The organism is Candidatus Hydrogenedentota bacterium, from assembly GCA_019637335.1.
GTDB lineage: Bacteria > Hydrogenedentota > Hydrogenedentia > Hydrogenedentales > JAEUWI01 > JAEUWI01.
Map to the genome: position 1 here is coordinate 61,882 of JAHBVV010000006.1, position 16,057 is coordinate 77,938.

Annotated in this window: 3 protein-coding genes; all 3 read left to right on the top strand. The window is 67.7% G+C overall.

The genetic code is table 11. The features are described from left to right. Positions 1-189 precede the first annotated feature (189 nt). The 3 genes from KF886_09295 (at position 190) to KF886_09305 (ending at position 15,980) form a co-directional block, all read left to right on the top strand. Complete coding sequence (locus tag KF886_09295; GenBank protein MBX3177543.1) at positions 190-1,848, top strand: PfaD family polyunsaturated fatty acid/polyketide biosynthesis protein; 1,659 nt, start codon at positions 190-192, stop codon at positions 1,846-1,848. Further along, complete coding sequence (locus KF886_09300; protein MBX3177544.1) at positions 1,794-8,669, top strand: SDR family NAD(P)-dependent oxidoreductase; 6,876 nt, start codon at positions 1,794-1,796, stop codon at positions 8,667-8,669. The genes KF886_09295 and KF886_09300 overlap by 55 nt, the downstream gene beginning before the upstream one ends. 420 nt (positions 8,670-9,089) lie before the next feature. After that, entirely contained in the window at positions 9,090-15,980 is a 6,891-nt protein-coding gene (locus KF886_09305) for a type I polyketide synthase (protein ID MBX3177545.1), read from the top strand. Positions 15,981-16,057: the final 77 nt, after the last annotated feature.

The window sequence follows — 16,057 nt, forward strand, 5'->3', positions numbered from 1 at the left end:
TACGCCGATCGGTGCTATGATAACGAACTTTGTCATGAGGCGAATTCGAGTTCGACGACGCGCACCGGCCGCGCGCCGAACGGGGTGATTGCTGGAACGGCCCGCAATGCCCGCCCAATACACCCATAAGCCATTTTGCAACAGTACGTTACCGAGCCGCCTGGCGTCGGCCAGCTTGTGAGATTCTGGATGCCGCTGATTACCCAGGAGAAAACCGAAGCGTCCCGGCAAACGGGCGCCCACTGGGGCGGTGTGCCCGCGGATGCCCCCACGCTCCCCCTGGCCGCCCCCGAATTCACCGCGCTCCTTCAGGACACCGCGCGCCCTTTCGTCCTCGTGCGCCTGCCCGATGGCGCCCTGGCCGCCACTCGCTCCCTGCCGGATCCCGGTCTGAACGGTGACGCCCTGCCCGCCGTGGCCCTGGGCCTGCCCGTGCGCGCCGCGCAGCTGGGCGATCCAACCTTCCGTTACGACTACGGCGTGAAATTCGCCTACTACGGCGGCGCCATGGCCAACGGCATCGCCTCCGAAGAACTCGTGGAAGCCCTCGCGAACGCCGGCCTCCTGGGCATCTTCGGGGCCGCCGGCCTCGCCCTGGATCGCGTCACGCAGGCCATCGATCGCCTCCAGACCACCCTCGGCGACCTCCCCTTCGGCTGCAATCTCATCCACAGCCCCAATGAGCAGGACCTCGAAGCCGCCGTAGTGCAACTTTACCTCGACAAAGGCGTCCGACTCGCCGAGGCTTCCGCCTTTCTCGACCTGACGCCCCACGTGGTCCGCTATCGCGTTCACGGCATCCACGAGGACGAAAACGGCGCCGTCGTAACGCCGAACCGTCTCATCGCGAAGGTCTCGCGCGTCGAAGTGGCGACCAAGTTCCTTTCTCCCCCGCCCTTCGCCATTTTGGAAAAGCTCGTGGCGGCGGGACACATCACGGGACGCCAGGCGCAACTGGCCGCGCGCATTCCCATGTGCGACGATCTCACCGCGGAAGCGGATTCCGGCGGCCACACGGACAACCGCCCCGCAATCGCCCTGCTCCCCGCCATGATCGCCCTGCGTGACCGCATCCAGGCGGAATATGCCTACGCCAAAGCACCGCGCGTCGGCCTGGCCGGCGGCATTTCCACCCCCCACGCCGCCGCCGCCGCATTCGCCATGGGCGCGGCCTTCGTGGTGACCGGCACCGTGAACCAGGCCTGCGTCGAAAGCGGCTCGTCCGACATCGTGCGCCAGATGCTCGCCGAAGCCGAACAGGCCGACACCGCCATGGCGCCCGCCGCCGACATGTTCGAAATGGGCGTCGAAGTGCAGGTCCTCAAGCGCGGGACAATGTTCAGCATGCGCGCCGCGAAACTCTACGAGCTCTACCGGCACCACAAGAGCATCGAAGAATTGCCCGTCGCCGAGCGCGATAAACTCGAGAAGCAGTATTTCCGCAAGAGCATCGCGGAGGAGTGGGCTTCGACAAAGGCGTTCTTCGCCGAACGCGATCCGAAGCAGTTGGTCCGCGCCGAACAGGACCCACGCCACAAGATGGCGCTCCTTTTCCGTTCCTATCTCGGCCAGGCTTCCATCTGGGCCAATCGCGGCGATGCCTCCCGCAAAATCGATTACCAGGTCTGGTGCGGCCCCGCCATGGGCGCGTTTAACGAGTGGGTGCGCGGCTCCTTTCTTGAAGACCCGAAACGCCGCGAAGTCGCCACGGTTGTGCTGAATATTCTCCACGGCGCGGCGGTAGTCCAGCGATACACCAGCCTCACGAGCCAGGGCGTGCCCCTCCCAAGCGTATGCGGGCAATACCGGCCCCTGGACCGTTCCCAACTGGAGGAAGTAGTACAGTGACAACCCGTCCAAATTCCCCCGCCCCCGCGGATATCGCGATCGTGGGCCTGGGCTGCCTCTTCCCAAGGGCCAACCACCTGGGCGCCTTCTGGGCGAACATCAAGCACGGTGTGGACGCCATTATCGAAACCCCCGAGACGCACTGGCGGCCCGAAGACTACTACGACGCCGACCCCAAACGCCCCGACTTCACCTATGGCAGGCGCGGCGGCTTCCTGGAGCCCATCGACTTCAATCCGCTCGACTACGGCATGCCCCCCAACACGCTGGAAGCCACCGACACCGCGCAGCTCCTGGGCATGGTGGCCGCCGAGCGCGCCCTCCAGGATGCGGGCTATGGCAAGGACCTCGACTTCGATCGCGACCGCGTCAGCGTCGTACTCGGCGTCACGGGCGCCCTCGAACTGGTCATTCCCCTCGGCGCGCGCCTGGGTCACCCGAAGTGGCGCGAGGCCATGACCGATGCCGGCCTCGACCGAGAAACAATAGAAGATGTCCTCGGCCGCATGGCGGATCAGTACGTCCCCTGGCAGGAAGCCTCGTTCCCCGGTCTTCTGGGCAACGTGGTCGCCGGCCGCATCACCAAGCACCTCAACCTCGGCGGCACGAACTGCGTCGTGGACGCCGCGTGCGCCAGCTCCCTGAGCGCGGTCCACCTCGCGATGCTGGAGCTCCAATCCGGCAAGAGCGATGTCGTCCTCTCGGGCGGCGTGGACACCTTCAACGACATCTTCATGTTCATGTGCTTCAGCAAGACGCCCGCCCTTTCGCCCACGGGCGACGCAAAGCCCTTCGACGCGAATGGCGATGGCACCATCCTCGGCGAAGGACTCGGCATGGTGGTGTTGAAGCGCCTGGCCGACGCCGAGCGCGACAACGACCGCATCTACGCCGTCATCAAGGGCATTGGCGCCTCCAGCGACGGCAAGGGCGACGCCATCTACGCCCCGAGCGCGCCCGGCCAGGTGAAAGCCCTCCGGCGCGCCTACGAACAGGCCCAGATCGACCCGCACACCATCGAACTGGTCGAGGCGCACGGCACCGGAACCGCCAAGGGCGACGCGGTCGAGATCAGCGCGCTCTCCCAGGTCTACGGCGCCTCCGAAACCGGCCCCTGGTGCGCCATCGGCTCCGTGAAGTCGCAAATCGGCCACACCAAGGCCGCCGCGGGTTCCGCCGCCCTGATCAAAGCCACCCTGGCGCTCTACAACAAGGTGCTCCCCCCCACCATCAAGGTGAAGCAACCCCTGGCGCCCCTCCGCGAAGCCCAGACGCCGTTCTACGTCAACACCACCCTGCGTCCCTGGCTCCCGCGCGAGGCGCACCCCCGCCGGGCGGCACTCAGCGCCCTCGGCTTCGGCGGCAGCAACTTCCACTGCGTCCTCGAAGAGCACGGCGCGGAAAAGCCGGCCCCCGACTGGGATGGGACCGTGGAATTGCTCGCGTTTTCCGGCGCCGGCGCGGACGATCTCTCCCGCGCGCTGGACGCCTTCCCCGCGAACGGGTCCTGGGCCGAGGCGCAGCTCGCCGCACGTCAGCTTCGCGCGGATTTCGACGCCGCCGCGCCGTGCCGCTTGCTCATCGTTGCGCAGCAACACGAAACGGATCTCGGGAAGCTCATCGCGCAGGCGAAGTCCACCCTCGCAAGCAAGGGAACCAGCGCCGCCTGGACCCTCCCGACCGGCATATTTTTTGGTTACGGCGCCGCCCCCGGTAAGCTGGCCTTCGTCTTTCCCGGCCAGGGCACGCAATACACCGGCATGCTCCGCGATCTCGCGTGCCAGTTTCCGGAATTCCTCGATGTGCTCGCGCGCGCCAATGCCGTCTACGGCGGCGAAACTGCGCGCCTGAGCGACCGCATCTACCCCGTGCCCGCGTTCTCGCCGGAGGACGAGGCGGAGCAGATGAAGGCCCTCACGGCCACCGCGGTCGCCCCGTCCGCCATCGGAACCGTCAGCGCGGGCGCCCTGCGTGTCGTGGAGCGCTTCGGTATCGCGCCCGACGCCATCGCCGGACACAGCTACGGCGAGATCGTGGGCCTCCTCGCTTCGGGCAAGGTCGATGAGGACGCCTTTCACCGACTCTCCAAACTGCGCGGCGCCCTCATGGGCCAGGGCGAGGGCGACAAGGGCGCCATGATGGCCGTCCGCGCGCTCGAGGCCGACGCCGAGGCTATCATCCGCGAGGAAAACCTCGACGACGTTATCATCGCCAACAAGAACGCCCCGGAGCAGATGGTGCTGGCGGGCGGTACGGAAGCCATCGCCCGCGCGGACAAAGCCTTCGCCGCGCGCGGCGTTCAGACCAAGATTCTCCCCGTCGCCGCGGCCTTCCATAGCCGCTTTGTGTCCCACGTCCGCGACCCCTTCCTGGACGCGCTGCGCAAGATGGATCTACGCGAAGGTGACGTCACCCTCTATTCCAACACCCTCGCCGCGCCCTATCCGGCGGATCGTGAGGCGGCGGAAGTCCTGATCGCCGAGCAACTGGCGAAGCCGGTGGCCTTCGTGGATCAGATCCGCCGCATGCGTGACGACGGCGTGCATACCTTCTTCGAGATCGGGCCGGGGTCGCGAATGTCGGGCCTGATCGGCGCCATCCTCGACGATACGCCCCACCGCGCCGTGGCCGTGGACAGTTCCGGTGGCAAGCGCGACGGCGTTGCCGACCTGGCGCGCGCCCTTGCGGAGCTCGCCGCCCTGGGCCACCGCGTGGACCTGGCGGCCTGGAACGACGGTTGCCGGATCGATCCGGCCGCGCTGCGCCCCAAAGCCAAACTCAGCGTGCCCCTCTGCGGCGCCAACCATGTCACCCCGCGCGCAAAAAAACCAAAGGCCGCGCCGCGCCCCGCCGTGCAGGCGGCGGCCCACGCCCAGCCCTCGGACAACCCCATGCCTTCAAGTACCGCATCCCAAACACCGCCGACACCGGCCCCGCAGAGCGTTGCGCCCGCCGCGTCGTCCCACCCCATGGAACAGCACCTGATCGCCCTGCAGCGCATGCAGCAGCAGACCGCCGAACTGCACCGCCAGTTCCTGGAGGGCCAGCAGGCCGCCATGGAGACCTTCCGCGCGCTCCTGCTTGGCCACACGCCGGACGCCGCAAGCCCCGCGCAGCCGGCCAGGACCACGCCCGCGCCAGCCGTGCCGGTGGCGCCCCCGTCACCCGTCGCATCCACCGTTCCGGCCTCGGTCCCCTCCCACGCGCCCGAAGCGCCATCCGCCCAGTCGATTCCGTCCGCCGCCCCCGTGGTCGCGGATACAAGCCGCATTGAGGCCGCCCTGCTCGCCACGATCGCGGAAAAAACCGGCTACCCCGCCGACATGCTGGAACTCACCATGTCCCTCGACGCGGACCTGGGCATCGACTCCATCAAGCGCGTGGAAATCCTCTCCGCCCTGAAGGAACGCCTCCCCGAGGCCCCCGAATTCGGTCCCGACCAGTTAGGCCAGTTCCACAGCCTCGGCGACATCGTTTCCTACATCGGCGCGAACACGTCTTCCGCTTCCGCGCTCTCCCAGGCATCGAACGCGACCGCGGCCGACAGCAGCCACATCGAGGCCGCCCTGCTCGCCACCATCGCGGAGAAGACCGGCTATCCCGCCGACATGCTCGAACTCTCGATGGCCCTTGACGCGGACCTCGGCATCGATTCCATCAAACGCGTCGAAATCCTCTCCGCCCTGAAGGAACGCCTCCCCGAGGCCCCCGAGTTTGGTCCCGACCAGCTCGGCCAGTTCCACAGCCTCGGCGACATTGTGGCCTACATCGGCGCGAACACCGCGTCGGCAACAGCGCCACCGGCCCCGTCCGATCTTCGCCCCGCGCCCGCCGGGGCCGACACCAGCCAGATCGAAACGGCTCTGCTGCAAGTGATCGACGAGAAGACCGGCTACCCTTCCGACATGCTCGAACTCTCGATGTCCCTCGACGCGGACCTCGGCATCGATTCTATCAAGCGCGTGGAAATCCTCTCCGCCCTGAAGGAGAAACTCCCGATCACCCCGGAATTCGGCCCCGATCAACTCGGCCAGTTCCACACCCTCGGCGACATCGTGGCCTACATCGCCGCCAGCGCACCGTCCGCACCCGCGTCCGCTTCGATGGCCCCGTCCGCGCCGGCACCTGACAACGGCCAGGTAGAAGCCGCGCTCCTCGCCACCATCGCGGAGAAGACTGGCTACCCGGCCGACATGCTCGAACTCACCATGGCGCTCGACGCCGACCTCGGCATCGACTCCATCAAGCGCGTGGAGATCCTCTCCGCATTGCGGGAGAAACTCCCGAACATCCCGGAATTCGGACCCGACCAACTCGGCCAGTTCCAGACCCTCGGCGATATTGTGGCCTACATCGGCACGGGCGCCAGCGCGCCAGCCGCTCCGTCCGCGTCCCAGGAACTTCCGTCGGCGCCAGCCGCCGCCCCGGCGGGCGACCCGCTCTCCGTTGCCGCCCTCGAAGCTTTCGACTTCGAACTGGGCGCGCCTGCATCCCTGCCCGCGAACGGGACCGTCCTGCTGGTGGCCTCGGGGGATCCGCTCGACGCCACCCTGGCCGACGCCCTGCATGCCCGGGGTTTCACCACCCACACCGTACCCTGGGACAGCGATCCCGCCTCCGCCGGCGTCAACACCCCCGTGGGACTCGTGCTCGTCGCCCCGGCGGGCCCCTGTCCCGAGGGCTATGTCCCCCGGGCCTTCGACTGGATTCAGGCGATCGGCGCGCACATGCAGCGGGCCGAAAACGCGTTCCTCGCCACGGTCACCCAGATCGACGGCGCCTTCGGTCTGAACCAGGCCGGTGAGAACGCCGAATCCGGCGCGCTCGCGGGGCTCCTCAAGACCGCCGCGCAGGAATGGCCCAGCCTCCACGGCCGCGCGCTCGACATCGCCGCCGGAACCGCGCCGGAACGCCTCGTCGAAGCGATGCTCGCCGAAGGGCCGGTCGAAATCGGCGTCTCCCCGGACCGCTTCTGCACCCTGCGCCTCCAGCCGCTGGACGTACCGACCGCCGAAACAGACCCCGTCCAGCTGGGCGAGGTCGTCGTGATCAGCGGCGGCGCGCGCGGCGTGACGGCCGACGTCGCGCTCGCAATGGCGCGGGCCTGGAAACCCACCCTCGTGCTCCTGGGCCGAAGCGACGCCCCCGCCCCGGAGGAGGCCTGGCTCCAGCCGCTGCAATCCGAACAGGAAATCCAGCAGGCCCTCATTCAACAGGCCGGCGGCGCCCTGAAACCGAAGGAATTGCGCGATCGCCTGAACGCGATTCTCCGTAACCGCGCCGCGCTCCGCAATATCGAAGCCATGGAGGCCGCCGGAGCCGCCGTGGAGTACTTCGCCGCCGATATCCGCGATCGCGACGCCATCGTGGATCTGCTGGACGAAGTCCGCGGCGAGTACGGCCCGATTCGCGGCATTGTCCACGGCGCCGGCGTACTGGCGGACCGCCTCATCGCCGACAAGACCCCGGAACAGTTTGATCGCGTCTACGGGACAAAGGTCGACGGCCTGCGCGCCCTTCTGGCCGGGGCCGCTTCGGATGACCTGCGCTTCATCGTCTGCTTCTCCTCCTCCACGGGGCGATTCGGGCGAAAGGGCCAGGTTGACTACGCCGCGGCCAACGAGGCCCTCAACAAGTGCGCCCGCCGCGAGGCCCAGGCCCGCCCGGACTGCCGCGTCCTGTCCGTCAATTGGGGACCCTGGGCCGGCGGCATGGTCACCGACGATCTCGCCCGGCTTTTCAAGGCCGAGGGCGTCGGTCTCATTGGCCTGGAGGATGGCGCGCGTTACCTGGTCGACGAATTGCGCCAGCCCGCGCCGCGTCCGGTCGAGGTGGTGGTGATGGGCGGCGCCATCCCCGAGTTTAACGAAATACCGAAACCCGCCGCGCCAGCCCGCAAGACCGCCGCGCCCGCCGCGAAACCCGCCATCGAGGTCGACCTGAGCGTGGAAGCCTTTCCCTTTCTGCGCTCGCACGTCCTGAGCAACAAGGCCGTGCTCCCCGTTGCCATGATCACGGAATGGTTCGCCCATACCGCGCTCCACGCCCACCCCGGCCTCCGATTCCACGGTTTCGACAGCCTGCGCGTCTTCAAGGGCGTCACCCTCGACGCGAACGAACGCGTGCGTCTCGCCCTCTGCACGGGCGACATGCTCCGCACCCCGGACGGCTACGCGGTCCCGGTGGAGCTTCGGAGCAATCCGAGCGGCGACAAGGAAATCCTGCACGCCGCCGCGGAAATCCACCTGGCGGACGCCCTCCCCTCGGCGGAGGCCCGCATCAAGCCGGCGAATCTCCGGAAGAAGGCCTACAACAACGGTGGCCTCTACGAGGGAGGCCACCTCTTCCACGGACCGGCCTTCCAGGGGCTCCACGCGGTCGACGGCGCCGCCAACGACATCATCGCGGCCCTCGTGGGCCGCGCCCCGGCCCCGAAAGAGTGGATTGTCAGCCCGCTGCGCAACACCTGGCTCGCCGACCCCCTCATTCTCGACAGCAGCTTCCAGATGATGATCCTCTGGACCTTCCGCCAGTACGGCGTGGGCAGCCTGCCGAGCTATCTGGGCAGCTACCGTCAATACGCGGCCCGATTCCCGCAGGACGGCGCGCGCATCCTCGTCCAGGTCACGGAACACAACAAGCGGAAGGCCACGGCCGATATCGAATTTGTCGACCCGAAGTCCGGCGCACTCATCGCGCGAATTGACGGCTACGAATGTACCCTGGGCTCATTCCTGAACAAGGCCTTTCAGAACAACACCCTGGATGCGCCTGAGACTATAGGGACTGCCACGGAACAAGCGAGCAAGACGCACCAGTAACAAGGAACCAAGACACGACGCCTTAAACCGGCAGGACCCGCGCCGCCGCAGGGACTGCCACGGAACAGGCGCACAACGCGCGCCAATAACAACGAACTAAATCACAACGCCACAACCCGGCAGGACCGGCGCCAACATCCGGGGCTGTCCCGTCGTCCAAAACCATGTCCCGTCATCCGAAACGACGCAAGTACAGCTCGCGCGCTGGAATGCGCCCGACTGTATAGCCACGTAGTGGCGGCATGCCGTGGCCCAGGCGCGAGCGAAGCGAGCCCTGGGTTGACGGTTCCCAACGAGAGAGCTCCAACGGAGCGGCATAGAAGAACCTGTTATCGAATCGGTGACCCAGGGATCCACCGAGCCGCCCAATACACATTGCACTCCGGGCGCGGCAGTCCCGGAGCGGAACCTACATATCCTATGAAACAACCACCAATCGCAATCGTCGGCATGGGCGGGATCTTCCCGGACGCGCCCGATCTGGAAACCTTCTGGCAGAACATCGTCTCCGCCAGGGCCTCCGCGCGCGACGTGCCGCCCGGGCGCTGGCTCCTCGATCCGGACGACGCCTTCGACCCGGAAAAAGGCAAGGCCGACAAGGTATATTCGAAGCGCGGCTGCTTCATTGAAGGGGACATCCCGCTCGACTTCGGCGATCTCGATCTGGACCCGGCGCTCGCCCGCGCCCTCGACCCCATGTACCAGGTCCTCCTGTACGCGGGCCAGGCCGCCTTCCGCGATGCCGGCGCGCGCGGCTGGGATCACGCCCACACTGGCGTCATCCTGGGCAACCTCGCGCTGCCCACGGAGCAGTCCTCCGCCCTGGCCCGCGCGATCCTCGGACGCACCTTCGAGGAAAGAGTGCGGGGAGCCAGCGCGGATGCGCCCATGCCGCACCCGCTGAACCGCTACGTCACCGGCCTGCCCGCGGCCGTCCTGGCGAAGGCCCTCGGACTCGGCGGCGGCGCCTACACCCTCGACGCCGCCTGCGCCTCTTCCCTCTATGCCCTCAAGCTCGCCTGCGACGAACTCCAATCCGGCCGCGCGGATGTCATGCTCGCGGGCGGCGTATCGCGCCCCGATCCACTCTACACGCAGATGGGCTTCTCGCAGCTGCGCGCCCTGTCCCCGAAGGGCGTCTGCACGCCTTTCGACGAGGCGGGCGACGGTCTCGTCGTCGGCGAAGGCGCGGGCGTCTTCGTGCTCAAGCGTCTCGATGACGCCATCGCGGACGGCAACACCATCCACGGCGTTATCCGCGGCATCGGCCTTTCCAACGACGTGGGCGGCCGCTTGCTCGCCCCCACCTCCGAGGGCCAGCTACGCGCCATGCGCGCGGCCTACGAAGCCGCCGGGTGGGACCCGCGCTCGGTTGATCTCATCGAGTGCCACGCCACGGGAACCGCCGTCGGCGACGCGGTGGAAGTGGAGAGTCTCAGGCAACTCTGGACCGATGCCGGATGGAACCCGCAACAGTGCACCCTCGGTTCCGTGAAGTCGAATATCGGCCACACCCTCACTGCCGCCGGGTCCGCCGCGCTCCTGAAAACGCTCCTGGCCATACGCCACCGGCAATTGCCCCCCACCGCGAGCTACGACCATTCCCCCACAAGCTGGGCAATGGATTCGTCGCCTTTCGTCGTGCGCAGGGAAGCGTCCCCTTGGGAGGCCGAAACGCCGCGCCGCGCCGCCGTAAGCGCTTTCGGCTTCGGCGGCATCAACGCCCACGTACTCGTCGAAGAGTGGACCGCGCCCGCCGACTCGCCGAAGTCGGTCATCGAACCCCTCGAAGGCCCGGACTGCCCCATCGCCATTGTCGGCCTGGACGCCCACTTCGGGCCGTGGCGGGGCCTGGACGCCGTCCGGGAGCGCCTGCTGGGCGGCGGCGCCGACATCGCGCCTTCGGCCCCGGCCAATTGGTGGGGCGTCGAACAAAGCGCCTGGTTCCGCCGCGCGGGATTGAGCCGCACCCGGTTTCACGGCTGGGGCATCGGCGAAGTCACGTCCCGACTCGTCCGCTTCAAGATTCCCCCGAAAGAGCTCGAGGAAATGCTGCCGCAGCAGTTGCTCATGCTCCAGGTCGCCGTCAACGCCTGGGAACACGCCGGCAACGCGGGCTACGGCGACGAGTGGACGGGCGTCTACATCGGCCTCGGCCTCGACCTGAACACCACAAACTTCAATGTGCGCTGGTCCCTCCTCAACGAGGCCCGCGCCTGGCGGAAGGCGGACGGATCCGCCCCCGAAACGGAAGCGCAGTACGTACAGCAGCTGCGCGACGCCTTCGGACCCGCACTCACCGCCAACCGCACGATGGGCGCCCTCGCGAGCGTCGTGGCCAGCCGCATCGCGCGCGAACTCCGCTGCGGCGGCCCGAGTTTCACGCTCTCCGGTGAAGAAGCCTCCGGTATCCGCGCCCTGGAATGCGCCGTGCGCGCCCTGCAGCGCGGCGAGATCCGGCAGGCCATCACAGGCGCGGTCGATCTCGCGGGCGACGTCCGCGCGATCCTCGGCGCGCACCACCACAGCCCCTGCTCCCCGACGGGCGACGGAGCCGGGTTCGCCGCGGGCAGCGACGGAAGCCTCTTCGGCGAGGGTGCGGCCGCCCTGGTCCTGAAGCGCCTCGCCGACGCCGAGGCGGATGGCGATCGCGTCTACGGCGTCATTCGCGGCATCGGAAGCGCCGCGGCGGGCGGTGTGGATGCGCCCCTCTCCGCCGAAGCCTGCCGCGCGGCCCTGGATCGGGCCGCCGCTGACGCCCATGTCCCGCTGGGTTCGCTGGGCTACATCGAAACCCACGGCAGCGGCGTGCCCGCGGAGGACGCAATGGAAGCCGCCGCGTTCGCCAGCCGGGTGACGTGGGACGGGCCGCAAGAAGACATCCAGCATTGCCTCGTGGGCGCCGCAAAGAACGATATCGGCCACACGGGCGCCGCGGCGGGTCTGGCCGGCGTTCTCAAGGCCACCCTTTGCTTGCACCACGAGATGCTGCCCCCCCTGCGCCACGTGCGCCAGCCCATCGAAGCCCTGCGCCAGGGCGCAAGCCGCCTCTGGGCGCCGGACGCCCCCCAGTACTGGCTCCACGACCGCGCCGCGGGTCCCCGGCGCGCGGGTGTCGCCACGCTGGGCGTCGGCGGCGTGTATACCCACGTCATCCTGGAAGCCGCCGCGCAGCAGCTTCCCGTGATCGAACAGCCGCTCGGCCCGCGCGCGGAAGGTCTCTTCATCGTCACGGGGGAAAACACCGCCGCCCTGCTCAACGCCCTCGATCGCCTGAAACAACACGCCCAACGAGGCCAGGATCGGCCCATCGAGCGGCTCGCCCGCGACTGGTGGCGCAATAACCCCGTGGAATCGCGCGCCGGACTCCGATCCGCCGCGCTGGTGACCCGATCCGTATCGGAGTTGCTCGAGCAAATCGGCATCCTCGGCCAGGACTTGCGCAATGCGCCGGAAACCGGCATCGGCGGACGCCACCCGCAGCCCCGCGAGGTGGTCGCGCGCGACCGTATCTTCTTCAGCCCGGATCCCCTCGGCGCAACCGGTAAAATCGCATTCGTGTTCCCCGGCTCCGGAAACCACTACCCCGGAATGGGCCGCGACCTCTTCGCCCAGTGGCCCGGCGTCTTGCGCGCGCAGGATAAGGAAAACCACTGCCTCCGCCAGCAGTTCCAGCCCGACGTCTTCTGGCGCCAGGGCGCACCCGGCCTCGATGGCAACCACAAGGCCATGATCTTCGGCCAGGTCGCCCTGGGCACGGCCGTGAGCGACCTCGTGCGCGGCTTCGGCATCGAACCGCAGATCGCAATCGGCTACAGCCTCGGCGAAACCGCCAGCCTCTTCGCGCTGCGCGCCTGGCGCGACCGCGATCTCATGCTCGAACGCATCGCCAGCTCCCGCCTCTTCACCCACGAACTCGCGGGCGAATGCGACGCCGCCCGCCGCGCCTGGAAACTCCCCGGCCAGGACACGGTCGACTGGGTGCTCGGCGTCATCGACCGCCCCATGAAGGTCGCCCGGCAGGCGGTCAAAAACCGGAAAAAAGTCTACCCGCTGATCGCCAATACCTTCCAGGAATCCGTCATCGGCGGCAACCGGAAAGCGGTCGAAAAGCTCATCGCCAAGTTAGAGTGCCAGTTCATTCCGCTCGAAGGCGTCACCACCGTCCACTGCGACATCGTCAAGGAAGTCGAGCGGGAATACCGCGACCTACACCTCTTCCCCACCACGCCGCCGCCGGGCGTGGAATATTTCAGCGGGGCCTGGGGCAAGGCCTACACCGTCAACCGCGAATCCGCCGCCGACTCCGTCCTCGCCCAGGCCATCGACGGCGTCGACTTCCCCGCCGTCATTGAAGGCGCCTGGGACCACGGCGCCCGCTTCTTCCTGGAGATGGGGCCTGGCAACTCGTGCAGCCGCATGATCCAGCGCATTCTCGCGGACAGGCCGCACCTCGCGCGCCCTATCTGCCACGATGGCGCCGGCGCGGTATCCCTCGTCCTGCGCGCGCTCGGGCAACTCGTCGCCGAGGGCATGCCGGTCAATCTCGACGCCCTCTACAGCGCCGAAACTGAACAACCCGTCGCGCTCGACACCAAACCCACCGTCACCGTGCCCGTCGGCGGCGCGCCCTTCGCAGCCCCGGAATTGCCCCGGCCCGCAGCCACGGCAGTCGCGGTGCGCCCGATCGAAATCCCCATAACCATGCCCCAAAAAGCCCAGAAGGTCACCCCGTCCAACCAGTCCACTCTGTCCACTGCGTCCACTCTGTCCACGACACAGGCGCAGCCCGCCGGCGCCTCCTCCGCCCTGCTCGACAGCGTTTCGGCCGCGGAAGCCGCCACCGCCGCCGCCCACGCGCAATACCTGCGCTTCGCCGGCGCGCTCCAGGACACCCTGGCCGCCGGTATCCGCCACGCCATGGCCGCACCCGCAGCCACCCCGGCCCCCGAGCCCACTAAGTCCAACCCCCCGGCGCAACCCGCGCCCGACCTCGTCTTCGATCGCGACCAGTGCATGGAATTCGCCATCGGCGCCATCGGCAAAATGCTCGGCCCGCGCTTCGCCGAAATCGACCGCCACCCCACCCGCGTGCGCCTGCCCGACGAACCGCTCATGCTCGTCGACCGCATCACCGCGCTGGAAGGGGAGCCCGGTTCCATGGGTTCCGGCCGCGTGGTCACGGAGCACGACGTCCTGCCAAACGGCTGGTACCTCGACGGCGGCCATATCCCGACCTGTATCGCTGTGGAAGCGGGCCAGGCCGACCTCTTCCTCTCCGGCTACCTGGGGATCGATTTCCAGACGAAGGGCCTCGCGATGTACCGGCTCCTCGACGCCGAGGTCACTTTCCACGACCACACGCCAGTCGCGGGCCAGGTTATCCGCTACGACATCCACATCGACCGCTTCTTCCGCCACGGAAACCCCTGGTTCTTCCACTTCTGGTTCGACGCGACCGTGGAGGGCAAGCCCCTCATGTCCATGCGCAATGGGTGCGCCGGATTCTTCACCGAGGAAGACCTCGCGGCGGGCCAGGGCGTCGTGGACGCGCGCCTGGACCGCGAAAACAACCAGGGCGTGCTGCCCGCGGACTGGCGCGAACTCGTCCCCATGCAATCCGCGGCCTACAACGAGGATCAGGTAAACGCCCTGCGCATCGGCAACCTCGCCGGCTGCTTCGGCGAGGCCTTCCGCGGGCTCCCGCTCCAGAACCCCGTCCGCATCCCCGACGGGCGCATGAACCTCGTCCACCGCGTGGTCGAACTGACCCCGGGCGGCGGCCGCTACGGCCTCGGGAAGATCGTGGCCGAGGCGGACATCCACCCGGACGACTGGTTTATCACCTGCCACTTCGTGGACGACCGCGTCATGCCGGGCACCCTCATGTTCGAGTGCTGCCTGCACACGCTACGGATCTACCTCATGCGCATGGGCTGGGTGGCCGAAGCAGATTCCGCCTACTGGGAGCCGAAACCGGGCGTCACCGGTCGCCTCAAGTGCCGCGGCCAGGTTCTGGAGACCACGAAGCGCGTCACCTACGAAGTGAACATCAAAGAATTAGGCTACGGCCCCGCCCCCTACGCCATCGCCGACGCCCGCATGTACGCCGACGGAAAAGCCATCGTCGACATCAACAACATGTCCATTCAGCTCCAGGGCCAGACCCGCGAAGGGCTTGAGGCGCTGTGGGCCGGCGCCGCCCCGAACTTCGGCGCACCGAAGCCACCCGTCTACACCTTCGAACAGATCCTCGCCTTCTCGCAGGGCAACCCCTCGGAGGCCTTCGGCGCGCCCTACGCCATCTTTGACGCGGGACAACCCCGCAAAATCGCGCGCCTCCCGCGACCGCCCTTCCAGTTCCTCGATCGGATCACCGACGTCACCGGAGAACCCTTCGAACTCAAGGCCGGCGCCGCCGCTGAGGCCCAGTACGACATCCCCCCCGGCGAGTGGTACTTTACCGCGAACCGCCAGCCCGGAATGCCCTTCGCTGTGCTCCTGGAAATCGCCCTGCAACCCTGCGGCTGGCTCGCGGCCTACTGCGGTTCCGCCCTTACAAGCGAGACCGACCTCAAATTCCGGAACCTCGGCGGCAAGGCCATCCAGCGCCAGCCCGTGGACGCGGAAACAGGCACGATCACCATCCAGGTGAAAATGACCGCCGTGTCCACCTCCGGCGGCATGATCATCCAGCACTACGACATGGCCGTGCACGGCGCCACCGGCTGCCTTTACGAGGGAACGACCTACTTCGGCTTCTTCTCCGAAGCCGCACTGGCCGATCAGGTGGGCATTCGCGAGGCCCTACGCTATACCCCGTCGGACGCCGAACAGAACGCCAACCCACCCTTCGACTATCCCGCCGAAGCCCCATTCCCCGACGGACAGTGGTGCATGCTCGACCGCATCGTCGCCTTTGCGCCCGAGGGCGGTCCGCAGGGCCTCGGCTTCATCCGCGGCGTGATGAAAGTCGACCCCGAAAAGTGGTTCTTCCAGGCCCACTTCTACGAGGACCCCGTCTGCCCCGGATCCCTCGGCCTCGAATCCTTCCTCCAGCTCCTCAAGGTAGCCGCCGCGCGCCGGTGGAACCTCGGCCCTGACGCCGTCTTCGAGACCATCGCCATCGGCGAGGAACACGAATGGATCTACCGGGGCCAGGTAATCCCCAAAGACAACGAGGTCACCGTCGAAGCCGTCATCACCCGCGCCGACGACGCCAACCGGCTCATCCACGCCGATGGCTTCCTCATCGTGGACGGCCGCGTCATATACCAGATGAAACACTTCAGCCTGAGGGCACGGGAATAGCGAGACCCCTACGCGTGCCGGTACACTTATTACCACGATCCATCTTGATAACGCATGCCATTCCGCTCACCGCAACA